Here is a 22,282-nt window from a genome sequence, read left to right as displayed (position 1 = left end):
CCCTGTCGTACAAACGCCCTCCCCATTAAGGAGAGGGCTTTTCGTTAAGAGAATATTAGTGCGCGCCTTTCGCCTGCGCCACAATCTCTTCAACATTCTCGGGCATCGGTTCGTACGGTGTTTCTTTCGACGTTGGTTTGTCCTCTTTCAACGCGGCCAGCGCAGTTTTAATGGAGAACAGACCCAGTACCACCACGACCACCATGAAGAAGATGGTCAAGCCAGCATCAAGACGGTTGTTAAATACCAGTTGCGTCAGCTGCGACTGAGTGTACTGCGCCGGAATGTTACCGCTGTCGATCATCGCCTGGAACTTGTTAGCGATAGCCAGGAAGCCGATTTTCGCATCCGGGCTAAACGCTTTCTGCCAGCCCGCAGTCAGCGTACAAATCAGCAGCCAGGCGGTTGGCACCAGCGCCACCCACGCGTAGCGCTGACGTTTCATCTTGAACAGTACGACCGCACACAGCATCAACGCCATACCTGCCAGCATCTGGTTCGCGATACCGAACAGCGGCCACAAGGTGTTGATACCGCCTAACGGATCGACCACGCCCTGGTGCAGGAAGTAACCCCAGGCCAGTACGCACAACGCGGTTGCCAGCAAGTTCGCCGGTAGCGAGTCGGTCCGTTTCAGCCCCGGTGAGACGACGCCCAGCAGATCCTGCAGCATAAAGCGCGCGGCACGGGTACCCGCATCAACCGCCGTCAGGATGAACAGGGCTTCAAACAGAATGGCGAAGTGATACCAGAATGCCACATCCATCATGCCGCCCAGCGCACCGTGCAGAATGTAAGCCATCCCAACGGCCAGCGTCGGCGCTCCGCCTGCGCGGGAAATAATGGATTGCTCACCCACTTCATTGGCAATTTGGTGCAAGGTGTCCGGGGTAATCGCAAAGCCCCAACTGCTCACGACCTGCGCCGCAGAAGCGACCACATCCACCGTACCCGCAGGGGCCAGCACCGCCATCGGGCTGTTCATCGCAAAATACACGCCCGGATCGATGATACATGCGGAGACCAGCGCCATAATGGCGACAAAGGACTCCATCAGCATCCCGCCGTAGCCAATAAAACAGGCCTGTCCTTCATTCGCCAACATCTTCGGTGTGGTACCGGATGAGATCAGCGCGTGGAAGCCAGAGACTGCACCACAGGCAATGGTAATAAACAGGAATGGGAACAGGTTACCCGTCCATACCGGACCAGTACCGTCAACGAATTTGGTCAACGCAGGCATCGTCAGCGTTGGACGCATGATCAGAATACCCACCGCCAGACCAACAATGGTACCAATCTTCAGGAAGGTCGAGAGGTAATCTCGCGGTGCCAGCAGCAGCCATACCGGCAACACGGCAGCCACGAAACCGTAGCCCACCAGCATCCACGTCAACTGTACACCAGTAAAGTCAAAATACGGTGCCCAGGTCGGGCTTTCCGCAACCCAGCCGCCGGAAATAATGGCAAAAACAAGGAATACCAGACCGATGACTGACACTTCGCCAATACGCCCCGGACGCAAATAGCGCAGGTAAATCCCCATAAAGATCGCCAGCGGGATGGTGAATGCGACGGTATAGGTTCCCCACGGGCTGTGGGTCAGTGCTTTCACAACGATCATCGCCAGTACCGCGAGGATAATCACCATGATCATAAAACAGGCCACCAGCGCAATCACACCGGCTGTAGGGCCCATCTCTTCTTTCACCAGTTCGCCAAGGGAACGACCATCGCGACGGGTAGAAACAAACAGCACCATGAAGTCCTGCACCGCGCCAGCCAGCACCACCCCGGCAAGCAGCCAGATCATACCCGGCAGATAACCCATTTGCGCCGCCAGCACCGGTCCGACTAACGGACCCGCTCCGGCAATTGCCGCAAAATGGTGACCGAACAGCACTTTTTTATCGGTAGGAACGTAATCGAGTCCGTCGTTATGGCGCACGGCTGGCGTCATACGCGTCGGGTCCAGCGCCAGCACATTTTTCGCAATGTACAGGCCATAGAAACGGTAAGCGATAAGGTAGACACAGACCGACGCGACAACTATCCACAACGCGTTGATCTGCTCACCACGGTTTAACGCAATATAGCCGAGGGCAAATGCTCCTATCACGGAGAGCAATGTCCAGACGAGGTACTTCCCTGATTTGTTCATAGTTGTTATCCGTTGTCTGATCCAGAGAGATGTTACATTTTGTTTCTATAACATCTTTTCTGGATTTAACAACCTGACAACCATGCAAACCCGAAGTATCACTGAGTATTTACATTGCATTGTTAACTAGATCACTTCATTTACCTGTTAACCCTGCAATTTCATTTTACTTTGTCGGGTGGCTTCACCCCATCACTGCCGTACCTAAACGACAGGTGCAGCAGCGCCGCCCCTGCTCATCAAAGATGACGATTTCCCAGCTTTGATTCTGTCGCCCGAGATGCAACGGCTGGCACACACCGCGCACTTTCCCCTGCGATACTGCGCGGTGATGCGTGGCGTTCAACTCGGTTCCCACCACACACTGCCCATCGCGAGTCATCAGATAACCCGCCATTGACCCCAACGTTTCTGCCAGCGCCGCTGACGCCCCACCGTGCAACAGACCAAACGGCTGATGCGTGCGGCTATCTACCGGCATTTCGGCTTCCAGCACATCGTCTCCCAGTCGGGTATAGACAATGTCTAAATGCGCCACCAGCGTGTTCTGGCTGGTAGCATTCAGTTCATCAAGCGTTAAATGTCGTTTCCAGATCACCGTCATGCTCCCAGTGTCGAACCGCCATCGACCACAATGTCCTGCAACGTAATATGGCTGGCCAGATCGGAGGCAAGGAATAAGATGGTGTTGGCAATTTCCTGAGGACAGGCGATTTTCCCCAGCGGTATACCGAGCTTATACTGCTCGCCAAACCCGCGAATACGTTGCTGTTCCGCATCATCACTCACCCACAGCGTGCGTTGCATGTCAGTGTCGGTCGATCCCGGAGAAACCACATTACAGCGTACCCCGCTACCCGCCAGCTCCAGCCCGACCGTCAGCGCAAGACTTTTCAGTGCGGCTTTTGATGCCCCATATGCACTCATACCGATTCGCGGCGTGTGTGCAGCATCGGATGCGACAGTGACAATCGCCCCCCCCTGCTGACGACGAAACTGCGCCATCGTCTGCTGAAACAGGTTGAACGCACCGCCCACGTTAACGGCGAAGGTCTGCTGCCAGTCCTCAAACCTCAGCGCATCGGTTGGCCCCATGCGCAAAATCCCGGCAGCATTGACCAGCACGTCCAGCCGCTCGGTGTTCGCCAGCAAGCGCTCGCACACCGGCGCCACCTGCGGTGCATCCGCCACGTTCATCACCTCAGTGGCAAACGGATATTCTTCACCGTCAAACGCCAGATCGAAGCCGGTCACCTGCGCACCCGCATCAACAAACGCCAGTGCCGTGGTGTAACCAATCCCTTTTCCCGCCCCAGTAACCCAGACCGTTTTACCGGTGAAATCAAAGCCGGTCATGACTTCACCTCACGGGAGAGCAGTTTCCACCAGGCGTCAATCGTTGGGTTTTTCGCTAGCATCACAAAGTCGATATCACCATGCACTTTCCGCCAACGGGCCGCCAGCGCCATCATACGTACTGAGTCCAGACCGTAATCGATCAAGTTTTCGTCATCCATTGGCTCTTCAGACTCATCGAGCAGCGGCAGAATCACGCCGCGCAGCGCATCTTTGCTGTCCGGAACAGGTGTCGGCAGTAACTCCTGAGTCATCACCACACGACCGGAACGCCCCGCCACGTATTTCAGCGACATCAGGTGTTCATCACGGCTAAAATCTGCCAACGCATCAGCGACCATAAACGGCTTAATATCACGCATGAAGGCATCAGTCGCGGTGGTCATGCAGCCAATATGCGCATATACGCCGGTGATGATCAGCTGGTTACGCCCGGTGTCTCTTAGCATCTGCTCCAGCGGTGAACGATGAAACGCACTGTAACGCCATTTAACCAGAATGGTATCCGCTTCATCCGGTGCCAGCGCATCGACGATTTTTTGCTGTTCCGGCGAGCGCGTCAGGCCCGGTCCCCACATATCGTTCAACAACGCACGGTCTTCATTGCTTTGTTCTTTCGGCTGCGCAGTGTAATAGACCGGAATGTTATGCGCTTTACAGTACTGACGCAGCGCGGCGATGTTGGCCACGACCTGTTCCATCATCGGGCAGTTCTCGCCCCAAAAGCCGATAAAATAGTCCTGCATGTCGTGGATTAGCAGCGCGGCGCGTTCTGGTTCAAATGCCCAGTCAACTTTATTTGCCGGAACATCAAGCGCCGTTGGCAGCGCATAAGCCTGCAGTTTAGGAATTGCCATTTCTTCTTCTCCTTCAGGCCGGTGAACGTGATGCCAGCCACTGACGTAATTGTTTTTTATCCACTTTGCCTACCGGGGTCAGCGGCAATGACTCAACGCACTCGACACGGTCCGGCAATTTGAATTCCGCCACGCCCTGTTCGCGTAGAAAACGACGGACCTGTACTGCACGCAGCGGCTCTTTAACCACCAGACAGGCGCAACTTTTCTCGCCCATCAGCTCATCGTCCATACTGACCAATGCGGCATGGATCACCATTGGGTGCCGCAACAGCAGGTTTTCAATCTCTTCTGCGGCGATCTTCTCTCCGCCACGGTTGATCTGATCTTTCTCTCGTCCCTGCACCGTGATGTAACCATCCCGATCGATGGCGATCAGATCACCAGAGCAATAGAATCCGTTAGCATCAAACGCGCTGGCGTTATGCTCAGGGCTATTGAAGTAACCGCGGAAAGTGTACGGACCGCGCGTCATCAGGCGTCCCGTCGCGCCCTGTGGTAACGGATTCCCGTCAGCATCTGCCACCCAGACCTCATCGTCAGGGCACATCGGCCGGCCTTGGGTATTGATAATGCGCTCCGGGCTGTCATCCAAACGGGTATAGTTCACCAGCCCTTCCGCCATACCGAAGACCTGCTGCAACTGGCAGCCAATCTCTTCCGGTATGCGAGCGGCAAGCGAAGCCGAAAGCCGTGCGCCCCCCACTTGCAACAGTTTCAGCGAAGCCAGTTGTGTGTTACTACCCCACTCCTGAATTGCCTGCAGCCACAGACTCACCGCTGGCGGTACCAACGCCGTCACGTTTACCTGATGCTGTTCAATCAACGGAAAGCACAACGTCGCACTCGGGTCTGCCGCCAGCACCACAGTTCCCCCCGCGAGGAAAACGCCCAGCGCACCAGGCGAACTCATGGCGTAGTTATGCGCGGCCGGGATCGCGCATAAATAGCGGGTCTCAGCGGTGAAATGGCAAATCTCGTTACTACGGCGCACGCTGTAGTAGTAATCATTGTGGGTGCGTGGAATCAGCTTTGGCGTCCCGGTCGTGCCGCCGGAAAGCTGAAAGTAAGCCACTTCATCAGCCGGTGATGGTGTCGCGGTAAACGCCGTTGCGGGTTGGCTTATTGCCGTTTGCAGATTGTGTTCGCCGTCATCATTGAGCAACTGAACCACGCGCACTGAATTGTGTTCGGCAACAAAGGTATTCAGAAAATCATCGCCACTGAATAACGCATGCTGGCGATCGGCAATCAGTAACACCGGTTTGATTTGCGTTGCGTAGGCGTTGAGTTCGTTGCGCTGATGGCTAAACAGTGCCAATACGGGGGCTACGCCCAGTTTGAGCAGTGCAAAGAAAGTGATATACAACTCAGCCACGTTGCCTAATTGCACCAGTGCGGTCTCGCCGGGTTTGAGCCCCTGACGACGCAGGCTGCAGGCAAGATTATCCGTCGCCTGGTTTAACTGGCGGTAGCTAAGATGGCGTTCCCCGTCAATCACCGCCGTATGGTCGCTATCGGCATGGCGGGTCAGAATGTCGGTCAGCGGCAAATCCTGCCAGTAGCCTTTTTCACGGTAGCGGCGGGCAAACTCTTCCGGCCAACGGGTGAAAGGAATACTCATTATTGCTCCTTAGAGCCTGTCGATAAGGCCTGAATAGCCTGGTAGACCAGGCGCTTAATGCAGTCCAAAAACATTCAACATGGTGGATAGCTTGGCACCCGTTTCACGCCACTCCGCAATCGGTGACGAGGCGGGCACAATGCCGGCTCCGGCGAAGAAACGTACCTGATTACGCAGCAGTTTCGCACAGCGGATCGTCACCACCCATTCGCCGTTGCCTTGCGAATCACACCAGCCAACAATGCCGCCGAAAAGTTCGCGATCGAACGGCTCCAGTTCAGCAATCAGTTTCTGAGCAACCTGATGCGGGAAGCCACTTAGCGCCGGTGTTGGATGCAGCAGACAAGCCAGCGTCAGTGCGTTTTCCTGGGCATTGGCTTTACCTTCAAACGGGGTACCGAGATGCCAGAGCGTGGGCGTGGTGACCAGTTGCGGAGACGAAGGAAGTTGCAGCTCACTGCTGCGATCGCGCAGAACCGCTTTCATCGCCTGGGTGACCAGCTCGTGTTCATGGCGATCCTTCTCGGAAGCTAACAGACGGATCCCCGCCTCCCGGTCCAGAACATCGTCCGGTTGGCGACGCGCAGATCCCGCCAGCGGCAGCGAACTGAAATGGTCGCCTTCTTTGCGTAACAGCAATTCCGGGCTGGCGCCGATCAGTACACCGCCATCGTCGATGGGCACATGGAAGTTGTAGCTTGCCGGGTTTTGCGCGATCAGCCGCTCCAGCAGCGCACCACTGTCGATATTGGCGTCGGCGGTCACATCAATCAGGCGAGACAGCACCACTTTGTCGACTTCCGGCGTTGCCGTCAGCGCCGCTGCTCTGGCGACCATATCTTCGAAAAAGTCCTGCTCAGGAATCGACTTACGCTCAACGACATTCAGCGACTGATGGGCAGTAAAGTAACGTGCTGATTGCTGCTTTGCCGTGCGCGAGAAGCTTTGCCATGATTGGGGAATAAACAGCGACGAGGGCTGGCGGGTGTCAAAGGGAATGGCCCCTACCATAATGGGGTTTGCGATGCCCTGCGATTTGGCCTGCGCAAACAGTTTGTGCATTTTCTGTTGGAAAGGGCTGTCTGGTGAATCACCATCAATTGCCGGTTCCGCATAGCGGGCGAAGCATCCTGACGTCGTAAAACTACGATACGGCGACATAAAGAAAAAACTGTCGGGAGCGAGAGTTGCCATAGTCTGCGTTTTTTCCTCGGCCAGTGACGTGTCCATATCATCCTCCATAAAATGATAAAGGCTCTAATAATGATTATCATTTATATTTTCGGTCGCTAACCTAAAAGCAAAGCGTCGGTATGTCAACTCTTGTGGTAACACAATGTGCGACTTAGGCTTGCATCCCTGACGCGTAACAATGAAAATGAGAAGCATTAACTACATTGATAACAGGAAGCTTATTTGTGAGATTTCCCGCGTTTTACCGCACTGCGCTGTTACTGGCTGGACTCGCTATTTCAGGAATTTCTTTAAGCCATGCCGCTGACTGGCCACGCCAGGTTACCGACAGTCGTGGCACGCACACGCTGGAACATAAGCCACTGCGCATTGTTTCCACCAGCGTCACGCTCACCGGTTCTCTGCTCGCCATTGATGCGCCTATCATTGCCAGCGGTGCCACGACACCGAATAACCGTATCGGTGACGCTCAGGGCTTTTTACGCCAGTGGAGCGACGTCGCCAAAGCACGCAAACTGAGCCGCCTGTATATTGGCGAGCCGAGCGCCGAAGCCGTTGCAGCACAAATGCCGGACCTGATTCTGGTCAGCGCCACCGGGGGAGACTCCGCGCTTGCGCTGTACGATCAACTGTCCACCATAGCCCCGACGCTTATCATTAATTACGACGACAAAAGCTGGCAGTCACTGCTGACACAATTAGGTGAAATCACCGGGCAGGAGCAACAGGCAGCGGCGCGTATTGCTGAGTTTGATAAGCAACTGCTCGCGGTCAAGCAACGTATCACCCTGCCGCCACAGCCGGTCAGCGCGCTGGTGTATACCGCAGCCGCGCACAGCGCCAACCTGTGGACGCCAGAGTCCGCGCAAGGCAAGCTGATGGAACAGCTCGGTTTCACGCTGGCGCCGCTACCTGCCGGACTACATACCAGCCAGAGCCAGGGTAAACGTCACGACATTATCCAGCTTGGTGGTGAGAATCTGGCGGCTGGCCTTAACGGTGAAGCGCTGTTCCTGTTTGCAGGCGACAGCAAAGATGCCGAGGCGATTTACGCTAACCCACTGCTGGCACATCTGCCTGCCGTGCAAAACAAACGCGTTTATGCGTTGGGGACTGAAACCTTCCGTCTGGATTACTACAGCGCGACGCTACTGCTGCAACGTCTGTCAGCACTCTTTTAATGGCTTTCGCCGGATACAGCTAACGCCTTATCCGGCTTACAAACCATTGAACACAAGGCTATCAGGCATTCACAGGTATCTGTCGGAAACGACGAAGCTCGCTTAACAACAGCAGCAGCAACAGACCGACAATCACCAACCCAAACCCACTGACGCTTGCCGAGGCCGCAGGCGTCATCATCGCCCCCAGCCCCCCTAACAGCGCCGCGCCAATCGCATCACCGGTTACGTTCTGCGCAGTCCACAAACCGTTAATTCGCCCGAGCATCGCTTCCGGCGTCTGCGTCTGTAACAAGGTGTACTGCAACAAAGAACTGACCGCACTCAGCCAGCCAAACAGCGCCAGACAAACAACGCCCAGCTCCCAGACCGGCATCAGGCCGAACAGGCCGATAGCCAGGAAAGAGGCCACAGTTGATGCCAGCATAATCAGACCAGGACGCACGCTGTGTGCCAGTTGCCCGCTGGTTAAAGCACCGATGGCCGCGCCCAGGGGAATAGCCGCATACAGTAACCCAATCTGAGCGCTCGACATCTGCCAGTTAATCGCCAGTGCCGGGTACAGCACGCGCACAGCGCTCGCCATGGTCAACAGACCACCGAGCAGCGCAATGCCGCCAATCAGCGGGCTGGCGAACAGAAAACGGAACGCCGCCACCAGCGATGTCAACGGATGTTCACGCGGTTGTGGCGGAGGTGGTAACGCGGGAAGGCTCAGCAATGGCAGCAAGGTAATGAATGTACCCGCCGCCGCCAGGCCGTAGTTCCAGACCACGCCCCCGGTCGCCAGCAGCACCCCACCAAGCATTGGCGAAATCACCGATCCCAGACGCACCGTCAGCATGGTAATCGCCCCGGCTTGCATCAGATTTTCACGCCCGACCAGCGCAGGTGTCGCTGCCAGTAGCGCAGTGACACCCAGCGAGGCAAAAAAGCCATCCCATAAACCCAGAACATAGATAGCCAACAATGACGGTTCGGGTAGCAGCGCGTTCAGGCACAGGCCAATAAAACCGATACCACAGGTTCCGCGGGCCAGCAGGATCACCTTTTTGCGCTCATAGCGATCGGCCAGTACGCCACCCACCATCAGACCAATAAACATGGCGCTCCCGGTCAGCGTAACCGACAAACCCACCTGCCAGGTCGACTGGGTCATCATCTGGATCTGTACCGGGACCGCAACCCCCAATAGCCCCAGAGAGACAATGGAAATAAAACGGGCGAGGAAAACAGCGCGAAATGCAGGATGGGTCTTTAACAGGCTGAGATTAAGCAGCCAGGATTGTCGATTCATTACAGAGCCTTACCAGGTACTTTTTCAATATCCATTCAATGGCTGCACATGCTAACATATCCAAATAAGATCGATAACGATAATTACTATCATTATCAGGGAAGTTGATATGTCATGCTCTGTTTCCGCGACACGCGCCTTCGCCGTGCCCGGACTATTGTTACTCCTTGTTCTCACCACGGCATTAAGTCTGGTTATTGGCGCAAAGTCGCTGCCCGCCTCCGTGGTATTTGATGCACTCACCGGCAGTTGTCAAAGCGCCGATTGCACCATCGTGCTGGACGCGCGACTCCCGCGTACGCTGGCAGGGCTCCTCGCAGGGGGGGCGCTGGGCCTGGCGGGTGCGCTGATGCAAACGCTCACCCGTAACCCGCTGGCCGATCCGGGTATTCTTGGCGTCAATTCCGGGGCCAGCTTCGCGATTGTTTTAGGCGCGTCGCTGTTTGGCTTTTCCTCCCCGCAAGAACAACTGGTAATGGCTTTTTCCGGGGCTCTCGCAGCCTCACTGATTGTGGCTTTTACCGGTAGTCAGGGCGGCGGACAGCTCAGCCCGGTACGCCTGACATTGGCCGGTGTTGCGTTGGGTGCTGTTCTGGAAGGATTATCCACCGGCATCGCCCTGCTCAACCCGGATGTCTACGACCAGTTGCGTTTCTGGCAAGCCGGTTCACTGGATATCCGCAGCCTGCAGACGCTGAAAGTCGTGCTGGTCCCGGTCCTGATTGCCGGTGCTGTCGCGCTGTTTCTTAGCCGTGGTCTGAATAGCCTCAGTCTGGGAAGCGACACCGCAACGGCGTTGGGCAGCAAAGTTGCGCGTACCCAGTTTATCGGCCTGTTAGTGATTACCGTACTGTGCGGAAGTGCGACCGCCATCGTCGGCCCTATCGCCTTTATCGGCCTGATGATGCCGCATATGGCACGCTGGCTGGTGGGCGCAGATCATCGCTGGTCGCTGCCCGTCACTCTGCTGGCCACCCCTTCTCTGCTGCTAATAGCCGATATCATCGGTCGTCTGATTGTGCCCGGCGAACTGCGCGTCTCGGTCGTCAGCGCGTTTATCGGCGCGCCGGTTCTCATCTTCCTGGTACGCCGCAAACCGCGCGGAGGTGGCGCATGATGCATCTCTCCCGTCGCCTGATTATCAGTTGTCTGCTGCTGGTCGTCGGTTGCCTGGCCGTTGGATTGTGGAGCCTGCGCAGCGGTGCCGTTATGCTCGAGACCCAGCAAATTATTGCCGCCCTGCTCGGCGATGCACCGCGTAGCATTACGCTGGTGGTGACCGAGTGGCGTTTACCACGCGTGTTGATGGCGCTGCTGATTGGCGCGGCGCTGGGCGTTAGCGGCGCGATATTCCAGTCATTGATGCGCAACCCGCTGGGTAGCCCGGACGTGATGGGTTTCAATACCGGTGCCTGGAGTGGCGTACTGGTCGCAATGGTGCTGTTTGGTCAGCATCTTACCGCCATCGCGCTGGCGGCCATGCTCGGTGGGATCCTGACTTCGCTGGTAGTCTGGGCGTTGGCCTGGCGCAACGGCATCGACACCTTCCGACTGATCATCATCGGGATCGGCATTCGCGCTATGCTGGTGGCCTTCAATACCTGGCTGCTGCTGAAAGCGTCCTTAGAAACCGCGCTGACCGCCGGGCTGTGGAACGCCGGATCGCTCAACGGTCTGACCTGGGCGAAGACCTGGCCTTCTGCGCCGCTGATTATCGTGATGTTGGGGTGCGCCACGCTGTTGGTACGTCGCCTGCGTTTACTGGAAATGGGTGATGACAGCGCCTGTGCGCTTGGTGTCAGCGTTGAACGCTCACGTCTGATGATGATGCTGGTCGCAGTGGTGTTGACCGCTGCGGCCACCGCGCTGGCAGGCCCTATCTCGTTTATTGCCCTGGTGGCCCCACATATCGCGCGTCGGCTTAGCGGCACGGCACGTTGGGGATTAACGCAGTCGGCGCTGTGCGGTGCCCTGTTACTGCTGATGGCCGATTTATGCGCTCAGCAGCTCTTTATGCCTTATCAGCTTCCGGTTGGCGTTGTCACCGTAAGCCTCGGCGGTATTTACCTTATCGTCTTGTTAATTCAGGAGTCCCGCAAAAAATGACCGAATCAGTAGCCCGTTTGCGTGGCGACCAGTTAACGCTGGGTTATGGCAAATTTACCGTGGCGGAAAACCTTAATGTCGCGATCCCCGATGGTCACTTCACTGCCATTATTGGACCCAACGGTTGTGGAAAGTCCACGCTGCTGCGTACATTGAGTCGTCTGATGACGCCCGCGCACGGCAACGTCTGGCTCGATGGTGAACATATTCAACATTACCCCAGCAAAGAGGTCGCACGCAGAATTGGTCTGCTGGCGCAAAATGCCACCACGCCAGGCGATATTACCGTGCAGGAGCTGGTTGCTCGTGGGCGTTACCCACATCAACCTTTATTTACCCGCTGGCGTAAAGAAGATGAAATCGCGGTAACCCACGCGATGCAGGCCACGGGGATCACGCATCTGGCGGCGCAAAGTGTGGATACCCTCTCCGGCGGTCAACGCCAACGCGCGTGGATAGCGATGGTGCTGGCACAAGAAACGTCGATTATGCTGCTCGACGAACCGACCACCTGGCTGGATATCAGCCATCAGATTGATCTGCTGGAGCTGCTGAGTGAGCTAAACCGGGAGAAAGGTTACACGCTGGCCGCTGTTCTGCACGATCTGAATCAGGCATGTCGCTATGCCACTCATCTGATTGCACTTCGTGATGGAAAGATCGTTGCCGAGGGTGCGCCGAAAGAGATTGTCACAGCAGAGCTCATTGAAAAAATCTATGGGCTGCGGTGTATGATTATCGACGATCCGGTTGCCGGAACGCCGTTAGTGGTCCCGCTAGGACGTACAGCAAACAGGTAAATCGTGCCACCTCCGCAGAGGTGGCGAGTCCATTTATTGGATATCTTTGAGCACGTCACGCATGACTGGCCCAATCTTCTCGAAAGCCATCGGCGTAATGATATCGACGTGCGCGCAGTCCTGGCGATAAACATCCAGACTGGAAATCCACGGCGACCAACTGCGTTCCGGGCTGACTCCCGGCGGTAACGTGCGTTCAGCAACAAACAGCGTCGCGTGTCCCGCAAAAGGTACGCTATGTGCCGTACTCAGCAGTCGAACCGCATCGGCGTAGTTACCTTCGATAGCGCTAAACAATGCGTCGGACGCATTACCCTGTTGAGCCATCAGAAACGCCTCCCGCTCACGATCAATTTCCGCCAACACTTCCGGGTCGAGTCCATTGGCCTCTTTTTCCGACCAATTTTGCGTTTCCGGCGGCCAGGTATCCAGCAGACCGAGAAACGCGACCGTTTCTCCGCGCGCGTGTAATCGGGCAGCAATGCCCTGTGCCAGCGTACCGCCCAACGAGTACCCAATCAGATAATAAGGCCCATGAGGTTGCTGGCGAAGTAACGTTGCCAAGTGCTGTTCGCACACCGCATCCAGGTTTTCTGCTGTCTGCATCGGGCCATCCGGTCGCGGCGACTGGATACCCATAATCGACCACTGTGGGGGAAGGTAGCGCGACAACACGCTAAACTGCCAGGCGAAACCCGATGCCGGATGGAAGCAGAACAGCACAGGCCCATCGCTCTCACGCAGCGGCAGCAGCGTTTCAAATCCCAGCCGTTGCGACTGCTCGTCATCATTGCTATCCAGCAATGCGCTGAGCTGTTCGACGGTCGAAGCCACCATAATCTGCCCAGGCGTTACCTGGCGCGCAAAAATGCGACTCAATTGTGCCGCCAGCTTCATCGCCAGCAGAGAATGCCCGCCAAGCGCAAAGAAATCCGCTTCAACATCATTGACCTCACAACCCAGCAAGGCCGTAAACGCCTGAGCAATCGTGGTTTCAGTCCCTGCTCGCGGCGCCCGCCCTTCCTGACGTGACGTCAGTTGTGGCATCGGTAACGCTTTACGATCCAGCTTGCCGTTGGCGCTGAGCGGAAGCTCCGCCAGTTGCAGCAGCACTGTCGGTACCATATGTGCAGGCAGGGTTGCGCGCAGATTCTCGCGCAATGCCGGAATATCCAGCGGTAAACCCGATTGTGACACCAGATAGCCCACTAACTGGCGCGCATCGCCGCCTGTCGCTACCGCCTGATTGAATACGCAGGCATGGGCAACAGCATGCTCAACATCTGGCAACTGCTGCATCACCCGATCAATCTCGCCCAGTTCAATACGCTGCCCACGGATTTTTAGCTGGTCATCACTACGCCCAAGATATTCCACCGCACCATTTTCCAGCCAGCGCGCCACGTCTCCGGTACGGTACATACGTTCGCCAGGGTTAAAGGGATCGGCAATAAAACGGCTCGCCGTCAGATCTGGTCGGCCGAGATATCCCTGCGCCAGTTGGATCCCCGTCAGGTACAGATCACCGGCGACACCAATGGGCACTGGACGCATCATGGCATCGAGGATCCGCAAACCGGTATTCCAGACCGGATAGCCGATGGGTACGCTGTTGCCGGTCACGGCAGCGAGTTCCTCACCCCAGGCTGGATACCAGCTGACATCTACCGCCGCCTCGGTTGGCCCATACAAATTGTGCAGCGGCGCGTGGGTCAGTTGCTCCCATTCGCGGCACAGCTCTGCCGGCAGCGCTTCACCGCTACAAAACACCTGTTTCAACGTGGAGCAGCTTTCCCGCGCCGTTTCTGGCGTCAGTGAGGTCACAAACGCCGCCAGCATCGACGGTACAAAGTGCGTTGTCGTTACCCCAAACCTCGCGAAGAACTGTTGCATCGCCAGCGGGTCACGATGTGCCTCTGGTTCAGCCATCACCAGTTTTGCGCCGGCAATGAAGGGCCAGAAAAATTCCCAGACCGAAACATCAAAACTGCATGGCGTTTTTTGCGCCACCACATCGTCGACTGTCAGCGGATAGTGATTCTGCATCCATAGCAGGCGGTTAACGATGGCGGTTTGCCCCACCATCACCCCTTTTGGTCTGCCCGTCGAGCCTGAGGTGAAGATGATATAGGCCGTATGATTTGGTCGTGATAATGCTAATGGTGTGTCATCTTGCTCTGGTAGCGGCGCGGTGTAGCACAAGCTTTCCAGCCCAGGGATATCGCTAAAACGAACCCGTTGTTCATCAGTGGTGATAAGCAACGTAGGTTTAGCGTCTTCCAGCATCATCCGCAGGCGATCATCCGGATATCCGGTATCCAGCGGTAACCAGGCGGCCCCCGCTTCGACGATACCGTGCAGCGCCAGCGTCAGGAAAACGGAGCGCGGTAAGGCAACCGCCACACTGTCCCCAGGGCGCACACCGCGTTCGCGCAGCAATTTTGCCAGTGCCACCACCTGCTGACGCATTTCGCGATAGCTAAACTGATAGCGGGCATCGGCCAGCGCCGGCGCATCCGGTGTTTTGCTGGCTTGCCCAGCCACCAGCGCACTCAATGTGGTGGAAGGGATCGTCACTGCCGTATTATTAATTGTCGCCAGCTGTTCGTGCTCAGACGCCAGCAGCATCTCTGCATCACCGCAGCGTAGCGCCGGATTTGCGGCAAATTGCGCGATAAGCGCCGTTAAACGCGAAGCATGTTGTGCCAACGTAGCGGCGTTATATCGCTGCTTATTCGCCAGAATTTCAATGCTCAGCCCACCGTTTTCATCCGGGAACAGCGCCAGTTCCAGATCGTTAACCGGCCCCGTCGCCAGCGTATGGGTTTGTGCCTGCACGCCAGGAATATTCAACTGATAGTCAAAGATCTTCACGTTCAGCACCGGGCCAAACAGCGGTTCAGCCCCGGCCGCACGCCCGCTGTCACGGACAATTTGTTCGGCATCATAGCGCTGGTGTCGGCGCATTTTCTTCATCTGGCTGGCCAGTCGTTGCGCAAGCACAGGGAGACTTTCTGCTGCATCAAGTCTCACACCAAAGGGCAGGACATTTAACACCGGTCCGGTAGCGGTAAGCGCCGCTGATCCCATGCGGCGCATAAAGATAAACCCGGCGGCATAGTCCATTCGGCTGCATAAACGACCGAGCCACAATGCAACCAGCGCCAGCGCCAGATCCGCACGCTGAACATCTGGCATACGCGACGCAAGCAGGCGGAATGAACCTTCAGGTGCCGTTAACTTCATCCGAATAATATCCGCGCTGGCTGAGCGACCCGGCAGCGGTTTGTTCGACAATGAAGCCGGCGGCGGCAGTTGTTGGCGTTGCTCAGCCCAGAATGCGCGATCACGTTGCCAGGCATCGCTTTGACGATACTGTTGATACTCTTCCACGACCTCGGCAAACGGCGTAAATGGCGAGGCTGGCGTGGATTCACCGCGCAGCCACGCTGTGTAAATTGCAGCAATCTGGCGGGTAATAGCTGGGAAACTAAAGCCATCAACCAGTAAGTGATGATAGCGTTGATACCAGTACCAGCGTTTATCTCCCACCTGAATGAGCAGATGGAAGACCAACGGCTTGCCGCCGTCAACGCGAAGATCCTGTTGCAGATCCGCCCGCATCAACGCGCGTGCCGCCTCGTGCGGACTGGACTCATCGCGTAAATCGAGTATGTCAGGTTCAGCAAAGGTGAGCGTAGGATCAACCCATTGCCAGATTTCACCGTTATCCTCAGTGAACTGCATCCGCAGGGTATCCGCATGCTCCAGACCGGCCACGACCGCCTTTGCCAGCAGTGGTGCATTCAGTTCACCGGTTAATTCGACATAGTGTGCAACGCTCCACGCCGAGGGCAATGTGGAGAGCTTTTCTGCCATCCAGATCCCTGGCTGGGCCGCAACTAAGGGTAAGCGCTGAGTCATTGCGCCTCCTGTACATCGACATAGTTCGCTGGCGTCAGCGTGGTCCAGTTCGCATCCAGCCATTGCTGGCAGACTTCCTGCGACTGCGGTTCACACGCAACCGTCCAGCCAGCAGGAAGTGAACACTGCTGAGGCCAGAGGCTGAATTGACGTTGTGGGTTTTGCAGAATGTAAAACTGTCCCTGCGGGTTATCGAAGGGGTTACTGAATTCCATACTCAACTCCTGTCGTGGAACATCGTCCGGTTAAAGCGTGTCAGTGAGCGGTTGCCAGAGCGTCATCAGCCCTTGCATTAAACCGCCGCGCCAGCAAAGCGCATCATGTCCACCCTCAACCTGACGCCAGAAAATAGACTGTGGTGCAGAGGGAAATTGGGCAAATAGCGCCTGATTAGCACGAAAAATAATCGGCTCGCGGGTCCCGGCTTCCAGCACAATACGTAAACCCTGAACGCTTAGCGTTCCGGCCTTCAGTTGTTCAATAATCACGCCATCCTGATGGCCACCGCGATGCGGCCACCAATAAGATCCGGACTGACTGAGTACGCAGCCAAACCGATCCGGCCAGTTCAGTCCGGCATACAGCGAAGCCAAACCGCCAAAACTTTGCCCGGCAACCACCGTACGCTGCGGGTCGTCGCTGAATGGCGTCATAGTCTTCACCCGCGGCAATAATTCCTGCTGAACTGCCAGCCAAAAATCAGCGTTACACGGCAACTCATGGCTGCGATGCGGCGTGTCAATGGCATCAATCAGGAGATATACCGCGGGAGGAAGCTGGCCACGATGAGTGAGTGAGGTCAGAGCCGGCCAGACCGGCATACTCTGTGCCCAAAATTGTCCGTCCAGCAGAATAGCCAGGGGACGTTCTTCCGGGTTGGCTTCACCGGTGGTGAAAACCCACACCCGGCGCGTATTACCCAACCGGTCACTGTGCCATTGCAGGCATACGGCGGGCGAGCCGGGGTTTTCAGGGCGATCCCATCCCGGCTGTACGGGAGCATCTGGCATCTCCAGGGCGGACACCGCATGCCCCCGGCCCCCTTTCCAGCTTTGAGTATTGAGAGGGTCCGCAATAGCCTGTGGCAACAGTTGTCGCCAGCCTTCGCGTAGCACAGTGCGATCGGGCGTTTCACCCGGTGCCAGTGAGGCAAAAATATCGTTTCGATCGGAGGGGATAAAACAGTAGCTGCCGCGCCAGTTAGCGCTCAGGGAAATGCTCCAGCACCAAACATTCGTTCCATCAATACGTCTCATCGACTGGGGGACGGCATTTTGATGATGATCGGTAACGCCCGTGATGTAGACCCACACCCGGCGAATGGCTGACTCTTTTTCGGTTCCCTGTGGGTCACGCCACCAGAACGTTACGCGGTAATCTCCGTTGTCTTCACGCTCCCATTCCGGGCCATTTTTTGACTGCCACCACGCCTCGCTTCCCATCATTAACGCCGTCACCGTCATAACCCCATGTTTATTGTGAAATTTTATATCTGAGCGTGAAATATATTGATAATATTATTGATAACTATTTGCATTTGCAATAGCGTATTGACGCGCTGTGGGAAGCGCGCACAGTTTTTCACCACTTATAAACCGACCTGGCGCTGCGTACTTTTTCTGGAACGGAGGGTTTACGCAGATGCGGGCGACATCAGGCCTGGTGCCCAAAACGGCACACGGGTACTCGTGGCTAAAAGAAAGCAGGACATACAATGAACAACAAGATTCATTCACTGGCCTTATTGGTCAATTTAGGGATTTACGGGGTAGCACTGCCCGCGATGGCAGAAGATAAAACCGATAGCGCCGCCGTCTCTCATGAAGACACCATCGTCGTCACCGCCGCTCAGCAGAACCTGCAGGCTCCAGGCGTTTCAACCATCACCGCTGATGAAATTCGTAAGAACCCTCCGGCTCGCGACGTCTCGGAAATCATCCGTACCATGCCTGGTGTGAACCTGACTGGTAACTCAACCAGCGGTCAGCGCGGCAACAACCGCCAGATCGATATTCGCGGCATGGGGCCAGAAAACACCCTGATTTTGATCGACGGTAAACCGGTGACCAGCCGCAACTCAGTGCGTCAGGGGTGGCGTGGTGAGCGTGATACCCGCGGTGATACCGCCTGGGTGCCACCAGAAATGATTGAACGCATTGAAGTCCTGCGCGGCCCGGCAGCAGCACGCTACGGCAACGGCGCGGCAGGTGGTGTGGTGAATATCATCACCAAAAAAGGCAGTAGTGAATGGCACGGTTCATGGGATACCTATTTCAACGCGCCGGAGCACAAAGACGAAGGTTCGACCAAACGCACCAACTTTAGCCTGAATGGCCCGCTGGGCGGAGATTTCAGCTTCCGTCTGTACGGTAACCTCGACAAAACCCAGGCAGACGCGTGGGACATCAACCAGGGCCATCAGTCAGAACGTACAGGTACGTATTCCAATACCTTACCGGCCGGTCGCGAAGGGGTGATCAACAAAGACATCAACGGTATTGTGCGTTGGGATTTCGCCCCACTTCAGTCACTGGAACTGGAAGCGGGTTATAGCCGCCAGGGCAACCTGTACGCGGGTGACACGCAAAATACCAACACTAACCAGCTGGTGAAAGATAACTACGGTAAAGAAACTAACCGTCTGTACCGTCAGAACTACTCGCTGACCTGGAACGGCGGCTGGGATAATGGTGTCACCACCAGCAACTGGGTGCAGTACGAACACACGCGTAACTCTCGCACGCCGGAAGGTCTGGCCGGGGGAACAGAGGGGATCTTCGACCCGAATGCTTCACAAAAATATGTCGATGCCGACCTGAATGACGTCATGCTGCACAGTGAGATCAGCATTCCGTTGGATCTGCTGGTCAATCAAAACCTGACGCTGGGTACTGAATGGAACCAGCAGCGCATGAAGGACATGCTGTCTAACTCGCAGACCTTTATGGGCGGTAATATTCCAGGCTACAGCAGCACCGATCGCAGCCCATATTCGAAAGCCGAGATCTTCTCTCTGTTTGCTGAAAACAACATGGAGCTGACCGACAGCACCATGCTGACGCCGGGCCTGCGTTTCGATCACCATAGCATTGTGGGCGACAACTGGAGTCCGTCGCTGAACCTGTCTCAGGGTTTGGGCGACGACTTTACGCTGAAAATGGGCATCGCGCGCGCCTATAAAGCACCAAGCCTGTACCAACTCAACCCAAATTACATTCTGTACAGTAAAGGCCAGGGCTGCTATGCCACCGGATCTGCGACGGGCATTGGTTGCTACATGATGGGTAACGATGACCTGAAAGCTGAAACCAGCATCAACAAAGAGATTGGTCTGGAGTTCAAACGTGACGGCTGGCTGGCCGGCGTCACCTGGTTCCGCAACGATTACCGTAACAAGATTGAAGCGGGTACGGTACCGTTTGACAGAACCTCTATCAGCAAGAAAAACGCAACTACGGGCAAGACCACCACAACCTATACCGATATCTATCAGTGGGAAAATATTCCTAAAGCGGTGGTGGAAGGTCTGGAAGGGACGTTGAACGTACCGGTTAGCGAGACCGTTAACTGGACCAACAACATCACTTACATGCTGCAAAGTAAGAATAAAGAGACTGGCGAACGTCTGTCGATTATTCCGGAATACACGCTGAACTCAACATTGAGCTGGCAGGCTCGTGAAGATCTGTCACTGCAATCCACCTTTACCTGGTACGGCAAACAGCAGCCGAAGAAATACGATTATCAGGGTAAACCGGTGACCGGCAGCTCGGCACAAGAAGTGAGTCCGTACAGCATCGTCGGCCTGAGCGCGACCTGGGACGTGACCAAAAACGTCAGCCTGACCGGCGGCGTGGATAACGTCTTTGACAAACGTCTGTGGCGTGAAGGCAATGCCCAGACCACTGGCGATATCGTTACCGGTAATTATATGGCGGGCGCTGGCGCATACACCTATAACGAACCGGGTCGTACGTGGTTCATGAGCGTGAATACCCACTTCTGATAACGCTTTCCCTCTCCTCGCTGCGAGGAGAGGGAAATTATAACTATCATGCACACCACGCACACACCGCTCACTTTCGCAGACCACACGCTGCACATGGTCGAGTTCGATCCCAACAGCTTTCACGAACACGATCTGCTCTGGCTCCCTCACCATGCCCAGCTAACCGCTGGTGCACGTAAACGTAAAGCAGAACACCTGGCAGGACGTATCGCCGCAATACATGCTTTACGTGAATACGGCATCAAAACGGTGCCCGGCATCGGCGAGCAGCGACAACCGCTGTGGCCACATGGCCTCTTTGGCAGTATCAGCCATAGTGCATCAACTGCGCTGGCGGTAGTATCGACGCATCCCGTTGGGCTGGATATAGAAGCTATTTTTATGCCACAAACCGCAGTTGAGCTGGCTGACAGCATTATCGACAACACTGAGCGACAGGTTTTGCTTCTCGCGTCACTCCCCTTTCCGCTAGCTTTAACTCTGGCCTTCAGCGCCAAAGAGAGTCTGTATAAGGCATTTTCCACTCAGGCATCCGGGTTACCAGGTTTCACCAGCGCAAAAATTACCGCACTCACGAATCAGCAATTAACATTGCAAATCATGCCATCATTTTCGCCTAACCTCGCCAATCAGGAAATTAACGTGCATTGGTTTCAACGCGATAAAAACATCATTACCCTGTGTGTACCCACGCTGTCAGGATCGTGATCCTTTTCTCCTTTTAAGAAATTAGCTGCGCAAATCGTAGACAGTTCGATTATCTCGACTTATCGTTAATTTGAATAATAAATCATATTTGAATAAATATTCAAAGTGGAGAAAAAGATGAACAAGACCCTGATTAAATCCGTATTACTGGCCTCGATCCTTACCGCATCGGGTTCGCTGTATGCTGCCGACAACGGACTGATTGCGATTATCACCCCTTCACACGACAACCCGTTCTTTAAAGCCGAAGCCGACGGCGCGGTCGCCAAAGCGAAAGCGCTGGGATATACCACGCTGGTCGCCTCTCATGATGATGATGTCAATAAACAAAACCAACTGATTGAGACCGCCATAGCCCGAAAAGCGAAAGCCATCATTCTCGATAACGCGGGCGCCGATGCCACCGTTGGTCCACTGGAAAAAGCCAAAGCGGCGGGCGTGCCTGCATTCCTCATCGATCGTGAAATTAATAAGACCGGCATCGCAGTCGCGCAAATCGTGTCGAACAACTACCAGGGCGCGCAGCTCGGCGCAGAGAAATTCGCCAAACTACTGGATGGAAAAGGCAAGTACGTTGAGCTGTTGGGACGCCAGTCCGACACCAACGCGCATGTGCGCTCACAGGGGTATCACGATGTGCTCGACGACTATCCGGATATGAAAATGGTCGCCCAGCAAACGGCGAACTGGAGCCAAACTGAAGCGTTTACCCGTATGGAAGCTATTTTACAAACCAACCCTGATATCGTCGGCGTCATTTCCGGCAACGACACCATGGCGCTGGGCGCAGAGGCTGCCCTGAAGGCTGCTGGGAAAAACAATGTCATCGTGGTGGGTTTTGACGGCAGCGACTACACCCGAGATTCCATTATCAACAAGAGCAACATTAAAGCGACCGTCCTTCAACCCGGCTGGCAGCAGGCACAAATGGCGGTTGAGCAGGCTGATTACTACCTGAAAAACGGCAAAGCGCAGAAAGAAGAAAAACAGCTCATGGATTGCGTGCTGATTGATGAAACCAATGCCAGCAAGCTGAGTAAATTCAACCTGAGCCACTAAGCGGAG

17 protein-coding genes are annotated in these 22,282 nt (G+C 55.6%); 7 read left to right on the top strand and 10 right to left on the bottom strand.

Features of this window, described 5'->3' with window-relative positions; genetic code table 11:
• Nucleotides 1–55: 55 nt before the first annotated feature.
• From cstA to entC, 6 genes are all read right to left on the bottom strand, one after another.
• Nucleotides 56–2,161, bottom strand: coding sequence for a pyruvate/proton symporter CstA (gene cstA, locus QMN38_RS07250; RefSeq protein WP_271455036.1), 2,106 nt, complete (start codon nt 2,159–2,161; stop codon nt 56–58).
• A gap of 184 nt (nt 2,162–2,345) precedes the next feature.
• Entirely contained in the window at nt 2,346–2,759 is a 414-nt protein-coding gene (gene entH, locus QMN38_RS07245) for a proofreading thioesterase EntH (protein ID WP_137384535.1), read from the bottom strand.
• 2 nt (nt 2,760–2,761) lie between these two features.
• A complete protein-coding gene (gene entA / locus QMN38_RS07240) occupies nt 2,762–3,517 on the bottom strand; it encodes a 2,3-dihydro-2,3-dihydroxybenzoate dehydrogenase EntA (RefSeq protein WP_323604772.1) in 756 nt (251 codons plus the stop codon).
• Entirely contained in the window at nt 3,514–4,374 is an 861-nt protein-coding gene (locus QMN38_RS07235) for an isochorismatase (RefSeq protein ID WP_323604771.1), read from the bottom strand. The genes entA and QMN38_RS07235 overlap by 4 nt, the downstream gene beginning before the upstream one ends.
• Nucleotides 4,375–4,387: 13 nt before the next feature.
• A complete protein-coding gene (gene entE, locus QMN38_RS07230) occupies nt 4,388–5,998 on the bottom strand; it encodes a (2,3-dihydroxybenzoyl)adenylate synthase EntE (RefSeq protein ID WP_323604770.1) in 1,611 nt (536 codons plus the stop codon).
• A 54-nt stretch (nt 5,999–6,052) separates the two neighbouring features.
• Nucleotides 6,053–7,228, bottom strand: coding sequence for an isochorismate synthase EntC (gene entC, locus QMN38_RS07225; RefSeq protein ID WP_271450163.1), 1,176 nt, complete (start codon nt 7,226–7,228; stop codon nt 6,053–6,055).
• Between the two features lie 188 nt (nt 7,229–7,416).
• On the opposite strand from entC, the gene fepB reads away from it, so the two are divergent.
• Nucleotides 7,417–8,373, top strand: a complete 957-nt coding sequence (gene fepB, locus QMN38_RS07220) for a Fe2+-enterobactin ABC transporter substrate-binding protein (RefSeq protein ID WP_323604769.1) — start codon at nt 7,417–7,419, stop codon at nt 8,371–8,373.
• A gap of 61 nt (nt 8,374–8,434) precedes the next feature.
• On the opposite strand, the gene entS is transcribed toward fepB, so the two are convergent.
• On the bottom strand, nt 8,435–9,670 hold the full coding sequence (gene entS, locus QMN38_RS07215) for an enterobactin transporter EntS (RefSeq protein ID WP_202039188.1): 1,236 nt from the start codon (nt 9,668–9,670) through the stop codon (nt 8,435–8,437).
• A 109-nt stretch (nt 9,671–9,779) separates the two neighbouring features.
• On the opposite strand from entS, the gene fepD reads away from it, so the two are divergent.
• The 3 genes from fepD to fepC are packed head-to-tail and all read left to right on the top strand — an operon-like array spanning nt 9,780 to nt 12,576.
• A complete protein-coding gene (gene fepD, locus QMN38_RS07210) occupies nt 9,780–10,787 on the top strand; it encodes a Fe(3+)-siderophore ABC transporter permease (RefSeq protein ID WP_323604768.1) in 1,008 nt (335 codons plus the stop codon).
• Nucleotides 10,784–11,776: an iron-enterobactin ABC transporter permease gene (fepG, locus tag QMN38_RS07205; protein WP_323604767.1), complete on the top strand. Its 993-nt coding sequence runs from the start codon at nt 10,784–10,786 to the stop codon at nt 11,774–11,776. Before fepD ends, fepG begins: the two co-directional genes overlap by 4 nt.
• On the top strand, nt 11,773–12,576 hold the full coding sequence (fepC, locus tag QMN38_RS07200) for an iron-enterobactin ABC transporter ATP-binding protein (RefSeq protein ID WP_271450159.1): 804 nt from the start codon (nt 11,773–11,775) through the stop codon (nt 12,574–12,576). Before fepG ends, fepC begins: the two co-directional genes overlap by 4 nt.
• A 33-nt stretch (nt 12,577–12,609) precedes the next feature.
• On the opposite strand, the gene entF is transcribed toward fepC, so the two are convergent.
• From entF to fes, 3 genes are read right to left on the bottom strand one after another with little or no spacing between them, the layout of a single operon-like run.
• A complete protein-coding gene (gene entF / locus QMN38_RS07195) occupies nt 12,610–16,500 on the bottom strand; it encodes an enterobactin non-ribosomal peptide synthetase EntF (RefSeq protein ID WP_323604766.1) in 3,891 nt (1,296 codons plus the stop codon).
• Entirely contained in the window at nt 16,497–16,715 is a 219-nt protein-coding gene (locus QMN38_RS07190) for an MbtH family protein (protein WP_137379192.1), read from the bottom strand. Before QMN38_RS07190 ends, entF begins: the two co-directional genes overlap by 4 nt.
• Nucleotides 16,716–16,745: 30 nt before the next feature.
• Nucleotides 16,746–17,963: an enterochelin esterase gene (gene fes / locus QMN38_RS07185; RefSeq protein ID WP_323604765.1), complete on the bottom strand. Its 1,218-nt coding sequence runs from the start codon at nt 17,961–17,963 to the stop codon at nt 16,746–16,748.
• Nucleotides 17,964–18,214: 251 nt separating this feature from the next.
• Here fes and QMN38_RS07180 point away from each other — a divergent pair, with 251 nt between their 5' ends.
• From QMN38_RS07180 to QMN38_RS07170, 3 genes are all read left to right on the top strand, one after another.
• Nucleotides 18,215–20,506 (top strand): TonB-dependent siderophore receptor, encoded by a 2,292-nt coding sequence (locus QMN38_RS07180; RefSeq protein WP_323604764.1) that lies wholly within the window; start codon nt 18,215–18,217, stop codon nt 20,504–20,506.
• Between the two features lie 48 nt (nt 20,507–20,554).
• On the top strand, nt 20,555–21,217 hold the full coding sequence (gene entD / locus QMN38_RS07175) for an enterobactin synthase subunit EntD (protein ID WP_323604763.1): 663 nt from the start codon (nt 20,555–20,557) through the stop codon (nt 21,215–21,217).
• 117 nt (nt 21,218–21,334) lie between these two features.
• Entirely contained in the window at nt 21,335–22,276 is a 942-nt protein-coding gene (locus QMN38_RS07170; RefSeq protein WP_271455026.1) for a D-ribose ABC transporter substrate-binding protein, read from the top strand.
• Nucleotides 22,277–22,282 lie beyond the last annotated feature (6 nt).

It is taken from the genome of Citrobacter sp. R-1.5.2 (genome assembly GCF_035064245.1).
Taxonomy (GTDB): Bacteria; Pseudomonadota; Gammaproteobacteria; order Enterobacterales; family Enterobacteriaceae; genus Citrobacter.
The sequence above is the reverse complement of the archived record's forward strand: the minus strand, read 5'-3'. Positions and strand labels throughout refer to the sequence as shown.

Bases quoted from the DNA above. Each gene is read 5' to 3' on its own strand.
- QMN38_RS07180 (WP_323604764.1), top strand. From the start codon at position 18,215: ATGAACAACAAGATTCATTCACTGGCCTTATTGGTCAATTTAGGGATT.
- QMN38_RS07170 (WP_271455026.1), top strand. From the start codon at position 21,335: ATGAACAAGACCCTGATTAAATCCGTATTACTGGCCTCGATCCTTACC.
- fepD (WP_323604768.1), top strand. From the start codon at position 9,780: ATGTCATGCTCTGTTTCCGCGACACGCGCCTTCGCCGTGCCCGGACTA.
- entS (WP_202039188.1), bottom strand. From the start codon at position 9,670: ATGAATCGACAATCCTGGCTGCTTAATCTCAGCCTGTTAAAGACCCAT.
- QMN38_RS07235 (WP_323604771.1), bottom strand. From the start codon at position 4,374: ATGGCAATTCCTAAACTGCAGGCTTATGCGCTGCCAACGGCGCTTGAT.
- entA (WP_323604772.1), bottom strand. From the start codon at position 3,517: ATGACCGGCTTTGATTTCACCGGTAAAACGGTCTGGGTTACTGGGGCG.
- entF (WP_323604766.1), bottom strand. From the start codon at position 16,500: ATGACTCAGCGCTTACCCTTAGTTGCGGCCCAGCCAGGGATCTGGATG.
- entD (WP_323604763.1), top strand. From the start codon at position 20,555: ATGCACACCACGCACACACCGCTCACTTTCGCAGACCACACGCTGCAC.
- entC (WP_271450163.1), bottom strand. From the start codon at position 7,228: ATGGACACGTCACTGGCCGAGGAAAAAACGCAGACTATGGCAACTCTC.
- fepG (WP_323604767.1), top strand. From the start codon at position 10,784: ATGATGCATCTCTCCCGTCGCCTGATTATCAGTTGTCTGCTGCTGGTC.
- cstA (WP_271455036.1), bottom strand. From the start codon at position 2,161: ATGAACAAATCAGGGAAGTACCTCGTCTGGACATTGCTCTCCGTGATA.
- fepC (WP_271450159.1), top strand. From the start codon at position 11,773: ATGACCGAATCAGTAGCCCGTTTGCGTGGCGACCAGTTAACGCTGGGT.
- entE (WP_323604770.1), bottom strand. From the start codon at position 5,998: ATGAGTATTCCTTTCACCCGTTGGCCGGAAGAGTTTGCCCGCCGCTAC.
- QMN38_RS07190 (WP_137379192.1), bottom strand. From the start codon at position 16,715: ATGGAATTCAGTAACCCCTTCGATAACCCGCAGGGACAGTTTTACATT.
- fes (WP_323604765.1), bottom strand. From the start codon at position 17,963: ATGACGGTGACGGCGTTAATGATGGGAAGCGAGGCGTGGTGGCAGTCA.